This window comes from Corynebacterium marquesiae (assembly GCF_030229635.1).
Classification (GTDB): Bacteria; Actinomycetota; Actinomycetes; order Mycobacteriales; family Mycobacteriaceae; genus Corynebacterium; species Corynebacterium marquesiae.
In genome coordinates, this window is record NZ_JASPII010000002.1 from 136,720 (window position 1) to 155,084 (window position 18,365).

Annotated in this window: 18 protein-coding genes; all 18 read right to left on the reverse strand. The window is 59.7% G+C overall.

Annotated elements, in window-relative coordinates:
- Positions 1-146 precede the first annotated feature (146 nt).
- Positions 147-1,130, reverse strand: coding sequence for a gluconeogenesis factor YvcK family protein (locus QP971_RS02140; RefSeq protein WP_049378195.1), 984 nt, complete (start codon positions 1,128-1,130; stop codon positions 147-149).
- Positions 1,131-1,153: 23 nt separating this feature from the next.
- A complete protein-coding gene (gene rapZ / locus QP971_RS02145; protein WP_193393084.1) occupies positions 1,154-2,035 on the reverse strand; it encodes an RNase adapter RapZ in 882 nt (293 codons plus the stop codon).
- A 40-nt stretch (positions 2,036-2,075) separates the two neighbouring features.
- A complete protein-coding gene (gene uvrC, locus QP971_RS02150) occupies positions 2,076-4,151 on the reverse strand; it encodes an excinuclease ABC subunit UvrC (RefSeq protein WP_049378199.1) in 2,076 nt (691 codons plus the stop codon).
- Positions 4,152-4,154: 3 nt separating this feature from the next.
- Positions 4,155-4,703 carry a PH domain-containing protein gene (locus QP971_RS02155; protein ID WP_049378201.1) on the reverse strand — a complete coding sequence of 183 codons (549 nt, stop codon included), beginning with the start codon at positions 4,701-4,703 and terminating at the stop codon, positions 4,155-4,157.
- 75 nt (positions 4,704-4,778) lie between these two features.
- Positions 4,779-5,258 carry a 6,7-dimethyl-8-ribityllumazine synthase gene (gene ribH / locus QP971_RS02160; RefSeq protein WP_284810735.1) on the reverse strand — a complete coding sequence of 160 codons (480 nt, stop codon included), beginning with the start codon at positions 5,256-5,258 and terminating at the stop codon, positions 4,779-4,781.
- Between the two features lie 29 nt (positions 5,259-5,287).
- A complete protein-coding gene (locus QP971_RS02165; RefSeq protein WP_049378204.1) occupies positions 5,288-6,550 on the reverse strand; it encodes a bifunctional 3,4-dihydroxy-2-butanone-4-phosphate synthase/GTP cyclohydrolase II in 1,263 nt (420 codons plus the stop codon).
- Positions 6,551-6,561: 11 nt separating this feature from the next.
- Positions 6,562-7,176: a riboflavin synthase gene (locus tag QP971_RS02170; RefSeq protein ID WP_049378207.1), complete on the reverse strand. Its 615-nt coding sequence runs from the start codon at positions 7,174-7,176 to the stop codon at positions 6,562-6,564.
- A 35-nt stretch (positions 7,177-7,211) separates the two neighbouring features.
- Positions 7,212-8,234, reverse strand: coding sequence for a bifunctional diaminohydroxyphosphoribosylaminopyrimidine deaminase/5-amino-6-(5-phosphoribosylamino)uracil reductase RibD (gene ribD / locus QP971_RS02175; protein ID WP_284810737.1), 1,023 nt, complete (start codon positions 8,232-8,234; stop codon positions 7,212-7,214).
- Positions 8,234-8,902, reverse strand: a complete 669-nt coding sequence (gene rpe / locus QP971_RS02180; RefSeq protein ID WP_284810739.1) for a ribulose-phosphate 3-epimerase — start codon at positions 8,900-8,902, stop codon at positions 8,234-8,236. The genes ribD and rpe overlap by 1 nt, the downstream gene beginning before the upstream one ends.
- 19 nt (positions 8,903-8,921) lie before the next feature.
- Entirely contained in the window at positions 8,922-10,475 is a 1,554-nt protein-coding gene (locus tag QP971_RS02185; protein WP_284810741.1) for an RsmB/NOP family class I SAM-dependent RNA methyltransferase, read from the reverse strand.
- The gene (fmt, locus tag QP971_RS02190) at positions 10,472-11,419 is read right to left on the reverse strand and encodes a methionyl-tRNA formyltransferase (RefSeq protein WP_284810742.1); all 948 of its coding nucleotides are present in this window, start codon (positions 11,417-11,419) and stop codon (positions 10,472-10,474) included. Before fmt ends, QP971_RS02185 begins: the two co-directional genes overlap by 4 nt.
- A 76-nt stretch (positions 11,420-11,495) precedes the next feature.
- On the reverse strand, positions 11,496-12,008 hold the full coding sequence (gene def, locus QP971_RS02195; protein ID WP_284810743.1) for a peptide deformylase: 513 nt from the start codon (positions 12,006-12,008) through the stop codon (positions 11,496-11,498).
- Between the two features lie 99 nt (positions 12,009-12,107).
- Positions 12,108-14,147 (reverse strand): primosomal protein N', encoded by a 2,040-nt coding sequence (locus QP971_RS02200; protein WP_284810745.1) that lies wholly within the window; start codon positions 14,145-14,147, stop codon positions 12,108-12,110.
- Positions 14,148-14,158: 11 nt separating this feature from the next.
- Positions 14,159-15,391 (reverse strand): methionine adenosyltransferase, encoded by a 1,233-nt coding sequence (gene metK, locus QP971_RS02205; RefSeq protein WP_284810747.1) that lies wholly within the window; start codon positions 15,389-15,391, stop codon positions 14,159-14,161.
- A 109-nt stretch (positions 15,392-15,500) separates the two neighbouring features.
- A complete protein-coding gene (gene coaBC / locus QP971_RS02210) occupies positions 15,501-16,748 on the reverse strand; it encodes a bifunctional phosphopantothenoylcysteine decarboxylase/phosphopantothenate--cysteine ligase CoaBC (protein WP_284810749.1) in 1,248 nt (415 codons plus the stop codon).
- 129 nt (positions 16,749-16,877) lie between these two features.
- Positions 16,878-17,180 (reverse strand): DNA-directed RNA polymerase subunit omega, encoded by a 303-nt coding sequence (rpoZ, locus tag QP971_RS02215; protein ID WP_005324891.1) that lies wholly within the window; start codon positions 17,178-17,180, stop codon positions 16,878-16,880.
- 40 nt (positions 17,181-17,220) lie between these two features.
- Positions 17,221-17,790: a guanylate kinase gene (gene gmk / locus QP971_RS02220; RefSeq protein WP_284810751.1), complete on the reverse strand. Its 570-nt coding sequence runs from the start codon at positions 17,788-17,790 to the stop codon at positions 17,221-17,223.
- A gap of 8 nt (positions 17,791-17,798) precedes the next feature.
- The gene (gene mihF, locus QP971_RS02225) at positions 17,799-18,119 is read right to left on the reverse strand and encodes an integration host factor, actinobacterial type (RefSeq protein ID WP_005328460.1); all 321 of its coding nucleotides are present in this window, start codon (positions 18,117-18,119) and stop codon (positions 17,799-17,801) included.
- Positions 18,120-18,365: the final 246 nt, after the last annotated feature.

Below are 18,365 nucleotides of genomic sequence, written 5' to 3' on the forward strand. Positions count from 1 at the left end.
TCACAAAATACGCATAGCGGCTAGAGCCATTGCTCCCAGCCCAGTGCGGTGAAAGGATTTCTGACATCATACCGCGCACGCTTGGTCGCCGTGCAGTCGGTCGAGCGCGAGCGGCTGCACGATAGCCTGAAGAGTAGGTGCCAGTTCTAATCACTAGTGCTGCGATAGTCCGAATATAGGTCCAGAAGTGCTGTAGACAGCTTTTCAGGGTCGTGCTTATTGATGCTGCGACCATTGGCATCAACTTGGCTCACGTCCGCGAAGGTAGCGCGAGCGCCTAGGGACTGCGCGGCGCGCTGAATATAGACGCGCTCACTATCGGTAGGCAAAGCCGTCTCGTCCACCAAAATGCGGTCAATTCGCAGATCAGGGGCGTGTTGAGCGAGCACATGCAAATGACGCTCTGCGGAGAAGCCATGAGTTTCGCCCGGCTCGGGCGAAAGGTTCAATACGACGACGCGCAGCGCATCGGAAGCAGAAATCGCATCCACTACCTGCGGCACGAGAGTATGCGGCAAAACCGAACTAAACCATGAGCCTGGTCCGATAGTAATGAGATCCGCGTGCTGGATGGCATCGAGGGCATCAGGATTCGCTTTGGGCCGTTCGGGCACGATGCGCACGCGACGCACCTGGCCCGGCGTGGAAGCGACGGCAACCTGGCCGCGGACCTGGCGCATGACACGGGGGTCGTCGTCAAGCCCGGCTACGTCCGCTTCAATCTCTAAGGCCTGGTTGACTACTGGGAAGACTCGCCCCTGGGAATTAGTAAGTTCTGCGATGGTATCCAGGGCAGCTTGATAATCGCCGAGCACATCCGTCAAACCCGCAATCATCAGATTGCCCACCGCATGCCCTGCCATCGCGCCATTGCCACCGAAACGGTGTTGCAAGGTTCGTGCCCACAAGTCCCCCACTGGGTCACTATTAGCCAAGGCGGCCAGCGCCATGCGCAAGTCACCCGGTGGAATGATTTCTAGCTCGCGGCGCAAACGACCAGAGGAGCCGCCATCATCCGCGACCGTAACAATGGCAGAAATATCGGCCGCCTCGCTAAAGCGTGCGGACAGAAGGGTTTGATAGAGTCCATGGCCGCCGCCAAGGCAAACCATGTGTGAAGGATTGGTCATAAAAGCGTTAAAACTCCTGTGCTCTAGCCTCGAGCGATATCCCTATGCAAGGTGCTGACGTCTAATGTGTCATTGTCCCGCAGGCGCGCCGCAATAGCCTCTGCGACGGCAACGGACCGGTGGTGACCGCCCGTGCAACCGACGCCAACCGTGATGAAGTTCTTGCCCTCATGACGGTAGCCATCCAGCATGGTAGAAAACATCTGCAAGAAATTGTCCACGAATTCCTGCGCCGCTGGCTGCGAGAGCACATAGTGGGCAACCGGTTCATCCGTGCCGCGATATCCTCGCAGTTCTGGAACCCAATAGGGGTTGGGCAGGAACCGCACGTCTACCACTAAGTCGGCATCGCGGGGCGAGCCATTTTTAAATCCAAAGGATTCAACAGTGACATGCTGCTTTTCATTTTGCATCTCACCAAAGGCGGCCTCAATGGCACGGCGGAGATCATGAATAGATAGGTTCGTCGTATCGATAATGATATCCGCATGGGAACGCACATCTGCCACTGCCCGGCGCTCGCGTTGGATTCCGACTTTGAGCGTGTCCCCCTCCTGCAGCGGGTGGGTGCGCCGCACCGAATCGAACCGGCGGATAAGCACATCATCGCGAGCATCCAAAAAGAGCACGGTGGGCTTCATATTTAGTTCCGTAAGCTCATTCATAATCTCCAACAGAGACCCTGGGAACATGCGCGAGCGCACATCCGTTACGGCTGCTACCTTGCCCACTGGAGTTTCCTCTTGGTTGCACAGCTTGAGCAGGTCAACAATGGCGCGAGGCGGAATATTGTGGGCCACGTAGTAGCCCTTGTCCTCAAATACTTTGGCAGCGGAACTCAACCCGCCGCCGGACATACCGGTTATCAAAATGGGTGGAGTTTCGAAATGCGTCATGCTCTTCAGTCTAGCGCTTCAAGATTCGCTACCTCTAGGAGAATGCCACTTAAGTGCCCGCAGAATCATGCAAACTCTCGTACACGGTCTGGGCCAGTTTGGGACCAAAACCGTTTACCTCACAGATCTCTTCCACAGTGGCGGCCTTGAGCTTTTTCACCGAACCGAAATGCTTGACCAGATCGGTGCGCCGTTGCGGACCCAATCCCGGAACGGAATCGAGTACCGAGGAACGCATCCGCTTTGAGCGCTGCTGCCGGTGGTAAGTAATGGCGAAGCGGTGGGCTTCATCCCGAACTTGCTGCAGGAGGAAGAGCGCTTGCGAGTTTCGCGGCAAAATCACCGGCTCATCATCGCCGGGAACCCAGATCTCCTCGAGGCGCTTGGCCAAGCCCACCAGGGTTACATCCACGATGCCTAACTCATCAAATACCTCTTGAGCCGCGGCCACCTGGGGCGCACCGCCATCCACGATAAAAAGCTGCGGTGGATACGCAAAGCGACGCCCCGCTTCGGCAGATTCTTCCGCCACCTTCTCCTCTGCAAAGGAAGACTCTTCTACTTCCTCATCCGGATGGGCCAGCTTATCTTGCTTATGGCGCTTAAACCGACGGCGTGTGATCTCTGCGATAGAACCGACGTCATCCGAGCGGCCATCACCTGCCGCTTCCTTGATGCGGTAGCGCCTATAGTCCGACTTCTTGGGCAAACCATCTTCAAAGACCACCAGGGAAGCAACCACATCTGTGCCTTGAATATGCGAGATATCGGTACATTCAATGCGCAATGGGGCTTGCTCCATGCCTAGGGCTTCTTGAATATCCTGCAATGCCGCCGAACGTGCGGTGAGGTCTCCTACCCGCTTGAGCTTATGCTGACGCAACTGCTCCTTGGCGTTTTTCTCCACCGTGGCCATAAGCTGCTTTTTATCGCCGCGCTGGGGAACACGCAGGTCCACCTGGGCACCGCGCAGCTCCTCCAACAACTCGATGACCTGCTCCGGTTCATCCGGCAGGGCCTGAACCAAAATTTGGCGCGGAATAACCTGCACGCGGCGAGATTTCATGTGCGATTCTTGGTCCACCCCGCGCCGCTTCACGTCCGCGGCAAGCGCAGCATCTTCGCGCGCCTCTTGTTTCTCGCGCTCTACTGCATCGGAATAGAACTGGATGAGGAAGTTTTGTACCAACGCGGGCAGCGCGGGATCAGGTTTTCCTTCGTCCAAGGGCTCTGAACTCGCCTGATCGCCGGCGCGTTCGACTACCCAACCGCGCTGACCGCGAATGCGCCCATCGCGAACATGGAAAATCTGTACCGCTGCCTCAAGTTCATCGGAGTTAAAAGCAATGAGATCAGCATCCGTGCCGTCTGTGAAGACCACGGCCTGCTGTTCCATAATCTTGTCAATAGCGCCCAAATCATCGCGCAGGCGCGCCGCGCGCTCGAACTCTAGGTTCTCGGCGGCCTGCTCCATGTCCTGCGTTAGTTTGCGGCGTACTGAACCGGTGTTGCCATTCATGAAGGACACGAGATCGTTGACCGTCTCGCGGTGGTCTTCCTTGCTTACTCGGCCAATGCAGGGTGCATCGCATTTGCCGATGTATCCCAAAAGGCACGGACGCCCTAGCCGCTCATGCCGGTTATATACTCCCTTGGAGCAGGTACGCATGGGAAAGACACGGGTAAGCAAGTCCAAGCTTTCGCGCACGGCCCAAGCATGGGAATAGGGGCCGAAATAGCGTACGCCCTTGCGCCGCGGTCCACGGTAGAAGAAGGCGCGAGGGACCGTCTCTCCGACCGAAACCGCGAGCATAGGATAGGTCTTATCGTCGCGGTACATGACGTTGAAGTGTGGATCAAAGCGCTTGATCCACGTGTACTCCAACTGCAAGGCTTCCACCTCGCTGGCAACTACCGTCCACTCCACCGAGTTGGCGGTGAGGACCATTTGGCGAGTGCGCGGGTGCAGTTGCGTGATGTCCTGGAAATAGTTAGACAGCCGAGCGCGCAGGTTCTTGGCTTTGCCCACGTAGATAACGCGGCGGTTTTCATCGCGGAACTTATAAACGCCTGGGTCGGTGGGAATGGTTCCCGGAGCCGGGCGGTAGGTGGTGGGGTCAGCCAATTGTTAATCCTGGGGCATGTACTTGGCTTCCACGTCGCGGAAGCGGCGGACGTTGTCAATGACGGTGTCCTTATCGCCGGACTGCAACGCCCAGACGGGAACGAACTCGAACTCGGGCAGCTCAAGGCGTGCCATACGTTGGCCTACGGGGAAGGAAAGTCCGTAGACCACCTGCCACGGATAAAAGCGGGTGCCCACGATATTGCGGACTTCTACCCCATCCTCATTGGCGCGCAAGCGGGGACGGTTAAGAGCGATCCAGGAGAGAACGGAAATGAGAACACCAACGCCAGGGAAAGCGAATTTGTCGATGGTGGTCACGTGCGCACCGGTAAAAGACACATCCAAGGTGACTCCCATAAAGATATGGATGGCCAGAACGAGAATCACCCAGGCGATAGCCACCTTGCGCAGGAAGGGCGAGGTCGCCGTGAACTCCCATGGTTTAGACGTGGTCTGTGCGAAGGGATCGGCGCTGGTATAGGCCAATACTTCGGCGTCGCTAAGCTGGCGGCTGTGCTGCGGATTCTTTGGGGCCTGCGCCTCGTTCATGTGCATACTCCTTTGGGGCGCGCCCCGCCGGCCACCTTGGTGGTCAAGCGTTGGGCGCTGACGCATTGCTAGAGGTTATTTTTGTGCTGCGTTTAGTGTACGCAACTGCAGCGCGGTGTCTAAAGCCGCGATCATAGCTTCGGCGCCCTTGTTTTCTACCGAATCTGCAAAACCGGCGCGGTCAATTGCCTGCTGCTGGTCGTTAACGGTCAAAACGCCATTACCTACCGGGGTGGATTCATCGAGTGAGATACGGGTCAGCGCCTGGGTGACGGAGTCGCATACGTAGTCAAAGTGGGGGGTGCCGCCACGGATAACGCAGCCTAGTGCCACCACGGCATCGTAGGAGCGGGCTGCTGCTTGGACCATAACGCCAAGTTCCAGGGCACCTACCACTCGGTATTCGGCAACCTCAGCACCATTATCGGTAGCAGTCTGCACCGCCTGGGCATGGAGCTGGTCGCAGATTTCTGCGTTCCACGTAGCAGTAACCACAGCAACGCGCAGTCCACTGCCATCAACCTGGGCAATATCAGGCAGGCCTTCTTTACTCATCGCAATCCTTTCAATCGCACGTTAAAGTTCTACTTATGTTCGGCGTCCCACTGGGCGACCTGCGGAAGGTCGTGGCCCATGCGGTCGCGCTTAGTACGCAAGTAGTCAATATTATCCGCGTGGGCAGGGGTTGCCAGCGGCGTGTGGTGGCTGGCGTCCAACCCAAAGCCACCTAGCCCCTCGCCCTTATGCGGATTATTGGTTAAGAGGTTTGCGGATTCTATGCCGAGATCGCGAAGGATCTGCCCGGCCACGGAATACTCGCGGGCGTCCTCGGGCAGTCCCTGCTCCAGGTTGGCATCGACGGTGTCCATGCCCGAATCCTGCAGGCGGTAGGCCTCCAACTTATGCAAAAGGCCGATGCCACGGCCTTCCTGACCGCGCAGGTAAATGACCACACCGCGGCCCTCCTGGCTGATAAGGCGCATGGACTCATGCAGTTGGGGCCCGCAATCGCAGCGCCGTGAGCCAAAGGCATCACCGGTTAGGCATTCGGAATGGACACGCACCATGACGTCGCGTGCGCCGCGCAGTTCGGAAGGTTCCCCTGCGACCAACGCAACGTGTTCCTGCCCGTCTACCTCATGGCGGTAACCGATGGCGGTGAAGTGACCATATTCGGTGGGTAGCTCAGTGGTAACTTGGCGGGTGACCTGCGTTTCATTATGGCGGCGCCACTCGATGAGCTGCGCGATAGAGATCATGGAGAGCCCATGCGTATCGGCAAAGCGACGCAACTCTGGCGAGCGCGCCATATCCGTGGGGTCATCCTCAGAGACGATCTCGCACAGCACACCGGCCGGACGCAGGCCCGCCAATCGGGCGAGATCAATGGATGCCTCCGTATGACCGTCACGCTCCAGTACGCCGCCCGGGCGAGCACACAGCGGTACCACGTGGCCAGGGCGGGTGAACTCTCCTGGAGTGGTGCTCGGGTCTGCCAGGCGGCGGATGGTTTCTGCGCGCGAGGTGGCAGAAATACCGGTACTACCTGTTGCTGCATCCACGGTCACCGTGTAGGCGGTGCCGCGTACATCTTGGTTGACCGCCAGCATCGGCGGTAGGTTCAGCCGATTGCAATCGTCTGGCAATAAGGGTGCGCAGATATATCCAGAGGAATAGCGCACCATGAAGGCCACGAGTTCCGGGGTGGCTAGCTCCGCGGCGAAAATCAGATCGCCTTCGTTTTCGCGATCCTCATCATCGATGACAACAACCGGCTTACCAGCGGCGATATCCGCGATGGCCTGGTCGATGGAATCTAGACGGATGGAATTATCACTCGCGCTCATAAGGTAGCAGTCTAGTCCTTAGCCTCAGGGGGTTGAGCTTCGGGGTGAAGCATCTTTTCTACATACTTGGCCAGCACATCCACCTCGAGATTTACCTCTCCTCCCACCGGCAAGGCGCCATGAATGGTATCGCGCAAAGTGGTGGGGATAAGAGATACCTCGAACCAGTCTGGGCCCACGGCGCTCACGGTCAGCGAGGTGCCGCTCACGGCAATGGAGCCCTTTTCCACGACGTATCGGGAAAGCTCCGACGGCAAGCTAAACCGCAGCACATCCCAGTTCTCGGAGTTAGTTCGGCTCTGCAGCGTAGCGGTGCCGTCCACGTGGCCTTGCATAATGTGCCCGCCCAGCCGGGTGGTGGGAAGCAGTGCCGGTTCGACGTTGACCGGATCGCCCTCGGCAAGGCGCCCCAGTGCGGTGCGATCGAGGGACTCCTGCATCACATCCGCACAAAAAGTATCCGCTGACAGATCCGCCACGGTAAGGCATACGCCGTTAATGGCAATGGAATCACCCAGTGCGGCCCCCGCAACGGTACGCGGGGCGCGAATGCTCAGGCGCAGCGCGTCTGCGTGCGGCTCCATTGCATCCACGGTGCCCAACTCTTGTACTAGCCCAGTAAACACTTCCAACCTTTCTCGCTCACTACTATGTCCAGCGTCTAGCGCACGTACTCAATAAGAACGTCGTCACCTAGCGCCTTCATTCCCACCCTGTGGAAACGGGTGGCCTCTGCCAGTGTCTGGGTCACGGGGTGCGCGAGCACGCCACGGCCCTCGCCCAGCAACAGTGGTGCAATATAGGCGGAGATGGCATCCACCAAGTCGGCCTTGAGGAAGCTGCTGGCTAGGCCTGCGCCTCCTTCCACGAGGATGTCGCGGGCACCGGTGGCGTAAAGCTCGTAGAGAGCTTCTTCGATGCTGTCGTACTGCTCGTGCCCCAACTCGCGCAGGTGGCTTGCTGCATCGCCCGCCGATGCCAAATCACGCTTGCCAATGACCACCCGGCGTGGCTGGTGCGCGCGCAAGCTGCCGTCGCTAAAGCGCGCGGTGAGCGAGGGATTATCAGCCAGCGCCGTGCCGGTACCTACCACGATGGCATCGCGGTGCGCCCTATCGGCATGCACCCAGTCGCGCGCTGCCTCGCCCGTAATCCATTGGCTGGTTCCATCGGCCGCGGCCGTGAAACCGTCCAGCGTTTGCGCGAATTTCAAGGTGACGTGGGGCCGTTGGGTGCGCACGGCGAATAGCCATGGCACCAAAGCATCCTCGACGTGCGGGGGCTTTTCTAGCTTGGCGACGTCCACTCCAGCCTGCGCCAACACTTCTGCGCCACCCGCTGCCTGCGGGGTGGGATCGGCGTGGAGGTAGTACACGCGAACCACGCCGGCATCGATAAGCGCCTGCGCGCAGGGACCCGTGCGGCCGGTATGCGCGCAGGGTTCCAAGGTGACCACGGCTGTAGCGCCGCGTGCCTTATCTCCGGCCTCCTGCAACGCCATGACCTCGGCATGTGCGCCTCCCACGGGCTGGGTGGCGCCAACACCCACAATTTCCCCAGCTGGGGACACAATGACCGCGCCTACCGGTGGGTTAGGGCTCGTGGTTCCACGGACTTCAGCACCCGCGGCCATCGCGCGCAACAGCGCTGCGGAGATGGTTCTGTCTTGTAGCTCCGCACCCATTAGGCACCAGCCGCTAGATCACGCAGCTGCTGCACGATGCCGGCGGGATCGTCCGATTTGAATACGGCTGAGCCTGCCACGAAAGCGTCGCAGCCCGCCTCGGCGGCTGCCTCGATGGTCTCTGGTGAAATGCCGCCATCAATCTCGATGATGGTGTCAAGGCCCTGCTCATCAATGCTGCGGCGCAGCTTATGGACCTTCTCTAGCATTTCTGGCATGAACTTTTGCCCGCCGAAGCCAGGCTCCACAGACATCACGAGCACCTCATCGAAATGGTGCAGCTTATCCAACCACGGCTCGATGGCGGTGCCTGGCTTGATGGAAAAGGCCGCACGCACGCCCAACTCGCGGATGCGCTGGGCCAAGTCCACTGCCGCCTGGTCATCGGCGACGGCCTCCACGTGGAAGATAATCGTATGCGCGCCCGCCTTGGCATAGGTCTCGACCCACTTTTCGGGTTCCTCAATCATGAGGTGGACATCTAGTGGCTTATCGGTGCTGCTATGGACCGTGGCCGTGATATCTGGGCCGAAAGACAGGTTGGGCACAAAGTGCCCATCCATAATGTCCACATGGACCCAGTCTGCGGTATCAATCGCCGCTAGCTCCTCGCCCAAGCGAGAAAAATCAGCGGCCAAGATGGAAGGGGAAATAATCGGTGCGGACATGCCCACCAGTCTATCGCGATTAGTTGGCTGCGCGGCGAAGGGCCGCAAAGAACATGGCGTCGGTACCGTGGCGATGCGGCCACATCTGCACGGATTTCTCGTGGCCTACATCGCCCATATCAGGAATGAGAGCATGTGCGTCGAGTTCTTCGGCGCCGAGTTCGCGCACGGCGCGGTCAACGATGCCCCGGGTTTCGCGCAGATCTGGCGAACAGGTGGAGTAGATGACCACGCCACCTGGACGCACCAGGTTTAATGCGGAAGACAAGAGCTCGAATTGCAGCTGGTTGAGCTCGGTGATGTCAGACTCGGCCTTGCGCCACCGCGCCTCGGGGCGGCGACGGAGGGCGCCGAGACCGGAACAGGGGGCATCGACAAGCACGCGATCAAAGCCCTCTCCCACGCCGGGATTGCGGCCATCTGCCACATGAACGTCCACGGGCAAATCGCTAACTGTCTTTTCAATCAGCGCCGCTCGGTGTGGGGATACCTCCACTGCATCGACGTGCGCGGAGTCGATGCGGGCAAGCGCCCCCATCAAGGCCGCCTTACCGCCGGGGCCGGCGCAGAGATCCAGCCACCGGCCGGTGTCCTCGCCCTCGAGGGTCGCCTCGCATACCGCGCGAGCAATCAGCTGCGAGCCCTCGTCCTGCACGGCCGCCAATCCTTGGCGCACGGGTTCCAATTGTCCGGGGTCACCGGATTCCATGTACACCGCATAAGGGGAATAACGCCCCTCCTCATTGCCGGTCATCAGGGCCAATTCCTCGGCTGAGATTTCGCCGGGGCGCGCCACTAGATGCACCGAAGGTCGATCCGAATCCGCCGCCAGGGCAGCCTCCAACTCCCCTAGGCCCAACACGCGGCTAAACGATTCCGCAATCCAGGTGGGGTGGGCATGCTTAAAGGCGATGCCGGCGATTTCTCCCTGTGGGGCGAGCTTGTCCAGCCAGACCTTAGCCGGCGTCCGCGTAATGGTGCGCATGATGCCATTAGCAAAGCCCTTGGCCTTGACTTCACCAGAGGCTTCTACCAAACGAACGGTGGTATCAACCGCCGCGTGTGGCTCCACGCGGGTATAAAGAACTTGATAGGTGCCCAGGCGCAAGGCATCAACCACGGCTGGGGAAATATCCTCAAGGCCGCGCGAAGAGCACTCTGCGATGACGGCATCGCCTACGCCAAGGGTGCGCAACGTGCCGTAGGTGATTTCGGTGGCGAAGGCGGCATCGCGCCCCTTGAGCTTTTGCTTGCGCAGCGCCTTGGGCAAAATGAGGTTGGCAAAAGCATCATCCTCGCTTACCCTGCGCACCACGTCGAAGGCGACCGCACGCGGCGCATCCACGCCCGCGGCCAGCACGGCCTGAATCAGTCCGTTTTCCTGGCGCTTTCCGGGACGTTGGCCCTTAGCAGCAGCCTGCCTGCCCCTGTGCTGCCCACCGCGGCTACCACGCTGCTGCCGTTGCGGGCGGCCACCTCGGCTCTTCGCACCAGTGGATTTGTGGGAGTTCTGCGGCTTACCCGCCGGCGACTTATCCCCGGACTTGCTGCGGGAACGGAAACCACCACTCATTGAAACTTCACCTCGGCATCCTTGCCTAGTCCGCGGGCCCAATCGGCCGCATTCATCATCTTCTTTCCCGGAGGCTGGATTTTACCCAGTTGGACTGGCTGCGTACCGGTACCGATGAATACGGCGTTCTTGGCAATGTGCAGCTGCCCTGGTTCTAGTTCCTGTGGAACCGCCACCTCTTCTATGAGGCTGACTGGTCCAATCTTCACGCGGGCCTCGTCCCACATGGTCCATGCACCCGGCCCAGGCGTGTGTGCGCGAATATGCCGATCGATGGCAAAGTCCGGTTGGGACCACTCCACGCGAGCCTGCGCGGTAGAGATTTTCGGCGCATAGGTAGCCTCCCCCTGCTGCGGTTGCGCCTCCAGCTGCCCCGCCGCTAAGCCATCCATGGTGGCCACGAGCAGATCGCCACCGGAATAGGCAAGGCGCGTCAACAGGTCATCAGCAGTATCGGTGCCTTTAATTTCCTCCGTCACGGTGCCGAGCACTGGGCCGGTATCAAGGCCCTCCTCAATGCGGAAGGTTGATGCGCCGGTAACATCATCGCCTGCAGCAATGGCAGCCTGCACCGGTGCCGCACCGCGCCATGCCGGAAGCAAAGAAAAGTGCAGGTTTACCCAACCATGCTGTGGTAATTCCAGCAGGTCCTTAGTCACCAGATTGCCGTAGGCCACCACCGGAATCGCTTCAGGCTGCAATTCCTTTAAGCGTGCACGCAGCGCCTGACCGTCCTCCGAATCAGGGCGCAGGGTGGTAGGAGTCAATACTTCAATGCCATGTGCTTGGGCGAGCGCCTTCACTGGGCTCGGATGAAGAGTGCGGCCGCGGCCCTTCTTCGCGTCTGGGCGAGTGATTACCGCCACCACCTCGTGCGACGAGGCAAGCAGCTTTTCCAAGGCTACAACAGCTGGCTCAGGGGTACCGGCAAAAATAATCCGCATGCGGGGAAACTCTCCTCTTAATATCGTTCAAAATACTAGGCTACAACGCCGCAACGCTGCCGCCACAGCGAGTGGGCTACGAGGCGTTAAACCACCCGGATTCACGGATGGCGCGCATGGCCTCCTTGCGCACTGGCGCCTCCAGGCGTTGTAGGAAGAGCACCCCATCGAGGTGGTCCGTCTCATGCTGAATGCACCGAGCCATCAGTCCTGAGGCCACCATGGACACAGGGCGCCCCTCTATATCCTGGCCAGACACAAAAACCTGGTTGAACCTCGTGGTTTGCGCGCTAATTCCCGGAATGGATAAGCATCCTTCCGGGCCTGTTTGCTGCTGCTCTCCCACCGGAGTCCAGACCGGATTGACAAGTGCCCCGCGCAGCCCAGATTGAGTATGCGAGCAGTCGTAGACGAAGATTCGCTTCAAAATTCCCACCTGATTAGCCGCTAGCCCTACTCCCCCGGCTTTATCCATGGTCTCGAGCATATCGCTCGCCAGAGCGCGCAGGCCAGCATCAAATCTACTAATTTCCTCCGCGCGGCTGCCCAAGACTGGGTCGCCGTAGATACGCAGCTCTCGAAGGGACATGGCAATCACACCTTTCTCATGGCACCGAGCCCAAGCCGGCCGGCGGTGGCGGCTTCCTTCGTCGAGATTAGCGCATGAGCGCCTATGGCCCCGATATGGCTAACCCACGTGGATAGGGTCAACCACAATGCGCAAAGGAAGGTCATCCTTGCGGGCGCTGCGTGCGGCGTTGGCGCTGCGCAAAGCCCGCCCCAATTGGGAACGCGGCCCCAGCGGGGTGCGCACGACCAACCGCTGCGGTGGGCCAAAGCGCTGGCTATCGTAGTCACCAGGCAGGCTTTGCCCCGGCGGAAGGGGAACTGGTCCTAATACCTCCGCGTGGTCTGGAAGATCCACAAGCTCGGCAAAGCCATCCAGGGATGCATCCGCACCGTCGATGGCAGCAAAATGCACCGCGGGTGGGAAGCGCACCTCGCGCCGGGCAGCAAGCTCTGCCGCGGCCGCGCCCACCATATCCCAACGCAGGAAATGCTGGACTACGGTAAGCGACTCATCGGCGGCTAGGATTACTCGACCCCCCTTGAAATGTGGCTGCACCAAGGTAGCCGCCTGTGCCCACTTCGCTAGGGTGTCCTCCGTGGCGCGTAGGTCTTGCCGGTTGAGTAATGCTCCGGCATCCAAGAGCAACGCCGCGCCATAGGCACCATCGTTTACTCTTGGTTCCGCACCAGGGGTGGCAATGACCAACGCCGGCGCATTGTCCACCGCATCGAGCACCTTGTTTCCGCCCGAGACCACCACCCGCGTATTGGGAAAGGCCCGGCCCATTTCTTCCGCAATACGCTCCGAGCCCAACACGATGGCCCGCAGGCGCGGAGACCCGCATTCGGTGCACCGATGCCGTGCCTCAAGGCGACCACACCAGCGGCAGGTAGGCATTCCCGCTTCCTCGGAGCCTGCGCTTGCCGACGCCCCCTTGGGCGGCAGCCCCAATGGCCCATTGCAATGCCGGCAGCGAGCCGGCGCTCGGCACTGGCCACAGGCCAAAATGGGCGCATAACCCTTGCGCGGTACCTGCACCAGCACCGGCTCTCCCCTATCCAGCGCTTGGTGGGCAGCTTGGAAGGCCTGCGCCTGTACTTTTGTCGTACCGCCCTGGAGGTCGCGGGCGATAGATAGACCGAACGACCCCACCGCCTCGATAGCCGGGCACCGCGCCGTTATGGTTTGCTCTTTGGCCACCACGTCGTGCGCCCATCCTGATTCCACGAGGAGCTGTGTCTCCGCCGTCCGCGAATGGTTGGCCAAAACCATGCTGCAGCCTTCGAAAGCGGAGCGGGTGGTAAGTACTTCCCTCGCATGAACATAGGGCTTGAGGTTGTCGACCAAATTATCATTGCCATCATCGAGGATCACCGCCAGTTGCAGGTCTTTGACCGGGGCAAAGGCGGCGGACCTGGTGCCAACGACCACCCGCGCTTGGCCTACTAGTGCAGAAAGATAGCGGCGATAGCGCGCCTGCGGGCCCATGCTATTAGTCAGCACTGTTATCTGCTTTGCCCCAAGTACCTGGCGAAGCGCGGCGTCTAAAGCATCAACGCTCTTCTGGTCTGGGGCAACGAGGAGAACCCCTCCTCCGCCAAGCGCCACTTTGGCAGCGAGTGCAGCCAGCGCATGTGCCCAATCATCGCCCGGGGCGATATGCCAGGCGGCACGGGCGAGCTTGCCGGCCAGAATCGAATCAACGAAAGCCTCACCATGTTGATAGGCCGACCATCCTGATAGGTCGGGCTCGCTCGTGGTGCCGAGCTCCTCCCACGGGGTCTCTAAATCGGATTCTTCCGCCTTGGCGTGCCGCGGCGGGATGGCGGAGCGGATAATGTCTGAGCGCACGCCGCCGTAGCGGTCTGCCAGGGCGTCGACCAGCCGGGCCAGCTGCGGCGGATAAACCTGGAAGGGTGAGATGATGCGCTCGATAAAGCGCAGGTTGCCGCCAAATTCAGAATCATGCCGGCGTTCTAAGACAATCGCGTCCACCAAGCGCCCGTTGAAGCGGATGCGCACCTTAATCCCCGGTTGGACTTCTTCCGAGTCTGCCTCTTCTACGAGGTAATCAAATCCTCGGTCTAGGTGCGCAACCCCTAAAAGAGGCAACACCCGCGCAACCGGCTTCCGGGTGGCGGGTGTTTTCTTAGGCATAGGCCTCGATTCTACAGACCAGCGGCAGCACGCAATGCTTCTACTCGGTTCAACTGCTCCCACGGCAGCTCAATGTCGGTGCGGCCAAAGTGTCCGTAGGCCGCAGTTTGCGCATAGATGGGGCGCAACAGGTCGAGCTCGCGGATAATAGCGGCCGGTCGCAAGTCAAATACCTGATTCACCGCAGCCTGGATATTTGCATCGTTCAGGCTTTCCTTAGCGGTACCAAAGGTCTCCACGTACAAGCCGACCGGCTTGGCACGGCCGATTGCGTAAGCCACCTGGACTTCAGCGCGATCTGCCAAGCCCGCGGCGACGATATTCTTAGCCACCCAGCGCATGGCATAAGCAGCGGAACGGTCCACCTTGCTCGGGTCCTTGCCAGAGAAAGCGCCGCCGCCGTGGCGAGCCATGCCGCCGTAAGTATCGACGATGATCTTGCGGCCGGTAAGGCCCGCGTCGCCCATTGGTCCGCCGAGGATGAAGGAACCGGAAGGGTTGACCAACAAGGTCGTGTCTTCGGTGTAGTACTTCTCCAAGCCGGCGTCCTTGATAACCCATTCAAGGACCTCGCTACGCAAGGGACCTTCCAACCAAGCACTATCGACCTCGGCATCGTGCTGCGTGGAAATCACCACGGTATCCAGGTGGGACGGCTCATTGTCGTCGGTGTAGGCAAAGGTCACCTGAGTCTTGCCATCCGGGCGGAGGTGATCGACGATTCCTTCCTTACGTACCTGCGTCAGGCGGCGGGACAGGCGGTGCGCCAAGGCGATGGGCAGCGGCATGTACTCAGCGGTCTCATTGGAGGCATAGCCGAACATCAGACCCTGGTCGCCTGCGCCAGCGGTATCGTTTTCGGCGTCATAGTCCTCGTCATGGGCGCGGGCTTCAGTAGAGTTGTCTACTCCGGCGCCAATTTCCTGGGACTGCTCGCCGATGGCGATATTCACACCGCAAGTGTTGCCATCAAAGCCGACTTCGGAAGAAGTAAAGCCGATGGACTTAAGGGTGTCACGCACCAGCGCCGGAATTTCTACGTATGCCTCGGTGCGAACCTCGCCCACCACGTGGACCTGGCCGGTGGTTACCAACGTCTCAACGGCCACGCGGGATGCCGGATCCTTTTCCAGCAGGGCATCAAGGATGGCGTCAGAAATGGCGTCACAAATCTTATCGGGATGGCCTTCCGTAACGGACTCGCTGGTAAAAAGACGAGTTGCCACTGCAGCGTTATCAGTCACAAAAACTTCCTTTGTTCTCACTGTTGATTCGATGCTGTGGGTTTTCTACGCCCAAGCCTAATATGTCGCAAGCCTAGACCAAGCGGTCTATAAACGCAATTTTAGTTGTCTACCCCTGAAATATTTCATTCACGGCCGAAAGGATCTGAGCGGCGACAACCTGCTTCGAGCCATGCTCCACGCGTTGCGGCGCGGAATCCGGACGCAAGATCCACCCCTCATTGGACTTTTGGCCAAAAGTCTTTCCGCGCCCGACCTCATTGGCCATGAGCACGTCGCAGCCCTTACGCGCGAACTTTTCCTGGGCATAGTCCAAGGCGGACTTCTGAGCATCACCAGTTTCGGCGGCGAAGCCCACAATTACGCACTCGGCAGGGATTTCCGAGCGCTCGCGCGCAGCAACGAGCCCTTTGAGCACATCCGGGTTTTCCACTAGATGGAGCGTCGAGAGTGCATCGTCTGCCTGCCCCTTCTTCATCTTTGTTTCGGCGACCTCCGCCGGACGGTAGTCAGAGACTGCAGCGGCCATGATAACCACGTCCGCATCGCGGGACTCCTCGCGCATGGCGTCTTCCAACTCACGGGTGGAGACAATGTGCCGGAGCTTCGCGCCGCTCGGCACAGGAAGCTGGGCGGTATTACCCGCAACGAGGGCGACCTCGGCCCCCATCTGGGCGGCCCATTCCGCGAGCGCGAATCCCTGCCTACCTGAAGAGCGATTGCCCAAGTATCGGACCGGATCCAGCTCTTCCTGGGTACCGCCGGCTGATATGACGACCTTCTTGCCCTGCCAGGTGTGCTGCACTCGATAGCCTGCCAGTTCAGTACGAATAATCTCCGCAATCTGCTCCGGCTCCGGCAAACGACCTGGACCAGAATCCTTGCCAGTAAGGCGGCCGTGGGCGGGCTCAATGACGGTGATACCGCGGCGTCGCAAAGTAGCCACGTTGTCCTGCGTAGCGGGATTATGCCACATCTCAGTGTGCATGGCCGGGGCCACAATAACCGGGCACGTCGCGACCAACACGGTGGCGGAGAGCAAATCGTCTGCCCGGCCTGCAGCCAAGCGCGCGATAAGGTCTGCGGTGGCGGGCGCAATGACCACTGCATCCGCACGCTGTCCTACGTTGACGTGCTGCACCTCATCCACGGCCTCAAACACGCTCGTGGAGACGGGGTGGCCGGATAGAGCCTCAAACGTAGCCGCGCCCACGAAGTTCAGTGCACTTTCCGTGGGGACAACACGGACGTCATCGCCCGCCTCTTTGAGATTGCGCACGAGGTGGCACGCCTTGTAGGCGGCAATGCCGCCGGCGACGCCCAGAACAATATTGCGAGAGGAATCTTTATCAGTCACACCGCACGATGGTACCTGCCGACATAGAGAAAGGCTCCACCCGCCGCGACCAAGAAGTACACCCCAATTCGGGAATGCACTTCCGTGGCGGCGCGTAGAGCCTTAAAGCTATTACACGCTTAGTGCTAGCTACTTGCCTTCCTCGTGGTCAAGCAGGCCAGCATCAATCTCGCGCAATGCGATGGACAAAGGCTTTTCGCCTGGCTCTGGGGTAACCAGCGGGCCTACGAACTCGAAGACACCTTCATCCTGCTCTTGGTAGTAGCTATTGATCTGGCGTGCGCGCTTAGCGGCAAAGATGACCAAAGCGTACTTAGAGGAAACCTTGTCCAGAAGCTCATCGATCGGGGGATCAGTAATACCGATCGGATCATCAAATACTGGTTCCGCCTTTGCGGCTTCAGTGTTAGAAGGGGTGGTCACGTTAGTCACATGCACCTTTACTTTGATTGAAGATGGTCAAAAAGGAGGTCTATGCCCGCAGGATAGCACTAATGGCAGATACTGCCTCGTCCAGATCCTCGTTCACAACGACGTGATCGAACTCGTCCTGTGCGGCTAGTTCCTCATGCGCAGTTTGCAACCTACGGTCAATGACGTCTTGCGGCTCGGTACCACGGCCGGTGAGCCGCTCCACAAGTACCTCCCATGACGGGGGTGCCAAAAAGACCAGGTCTGCCTCCGGCAGCGCTTTCTTAACACTCCGAGCACCCGCGAGGTCAACCTCAACGAGTACCGGCCGGCCAGCGGCCAAAGCTTCCTCTACCGGCTGGGCGGGCGTTCCAGAGCGCTGCAATCCGCCGTGGATATCAGCCCATTCGAGCATCTCCCCGGCATCGATTCGCTGCTGGAAGGTTTCTGGGGTGACGAAGAAGTAGTCGACACCGTCCTGCTCCCCGGGGCGGGGCTGGCGCGTGGTCATAGACACGCTGAAGTACAGCCCCTCGACGTCACTGCGCAGACGCGAAACTACGGTGGATTTTCCCACTGCGGAAGGCCCCGCCAGAACGACGAGGCGCCCGCGTGCAGTTGCGTCAGCCATGGTTGTGACTATTCGCCGTAACCGAAACGCTCGAGGAGAGCACGACGCTGACGCTCACCCAGGCCGCGCAGACGACGGGTCTGAGCAATCTCCAGGTCCTCCATGATTTCCTTAGCCTTGACCTTGCCAACCTTCGGCAGAGCCTCGAGGAGTGCAGAAACCTTGGTCTTGCCGATGATCTCATCGGTCTCGGCCTTTTCGAGCACGTCCTTCAGGTCGGTCTCGCCGCGCTTGAGCGCAGCCTTGAGCTCGGCGCGAGCCTTGCGGGCCTCAGCGGCCTTTGCGAGAGCTTCCTTGCGCTGCTCATCAGTCAACTTTGGAAGGGCCACGGGTTTCCTCCGATTCATTAGATTGATTCTGTTACGTCTAGTACTTGGTACCAGATTACGGCTGCCTAACGCAGTTAATACACCGCGGAAAGTTATTAATAACCTTCGAGCAAACCGACTTCTGGCAATCCTAGCACTACTCATTGAACGGCGACGATTAGCGGGTCCAAAAGCACGCCTATTTTAGCACGTCACCGCACATACCTTAAACAAAGTACCAGGTAAACGGCGCGGCCGATAATCAGC

What these genes read in the sequence shown, in the direction of transcription:
- ribH (WP_284810735.1), bottom strand. Translation starts at nt 5,258, where the DNA reads ATGAGTAAAGAAGGCCTGCCTGATATTGCCCAGGTTGATGGCAGTGGA.
- ribD (WP_284810737.1), bottom strand. Translation starts at nt 8,234, where the DNA reads ATGGGTGCGGAGCTACAAGACAGAACCATCTCCGCAGCGCTGTTGCGC.
- QP971_RS02200 (WP_284810745.1), bottom strand. Translation starts at nt 14,147, where the DNA reads ATGCCTAAGAAAACACCCGCCACCCGGAAGCCGGTTGCGCGGGTGTTG.
- QP971_RS02155 (WP_049378201.1), bottom strand. Translation starts at nt 4,703, where the DNA reads ATGAACGAGGCGCAGGCCCCAAAGAATCCGCAGCACAGCCGCCAGCTT.
- gmk (WP_284810751.1), bottom strand. Translation starts at nt 17,790, where the DNA reads ATGGCTGACGCAACTGCACGCGGGCGCCTCGTCGTTCTGGCGGGGCCT.
- rpe (WP_284810739.1), bottom strand. Translation starts at nt 8,902, where the DNA reads ATGTCCGCACCGATTATTTCCCCTTCCATCTTGGCCGCTGATTTTTCT.
- QP971_RS02140 (WP_049378195.1), bottom strand. Translation starts at nt 1,130, where the DNA reads ATGACCAATCCTTCACACATGGTTTGCCTTGGCGGCGGCCATGGACTC.
- fmt (WP_284810742.1), bottom strand. Translation starts at nt 11,419, where the DNA reads ATGCGGATTATTTTTGCCGGTACCCCTGAGCCAGCTGTTGTAGCCTTG.
- QP971_RS02185 (WP_284810741.1), bottom strand. Translation starts at nt 10,475, where the DNA reads ATGAGTGGTGGTTTCCGTTCCCGCAGCAAGTCCGGGGATAAGTCGCCG.
- def (WP_284810743.1), bottom strand. Translation starts at nt 12,008, where the DNA reads ATGTCCCTTCGAGAGCTGCGTATCTACGGCGACCCAGTCTTGGGCAGC.
- QP971_RS02165 (WP_049378204.1), bottom strand. Translation starts at nt 6,550, where the DNA reads ATGAGCGCGAGTGATAATTCCATCCGTCTAGATTCCATCGACCAGGCC.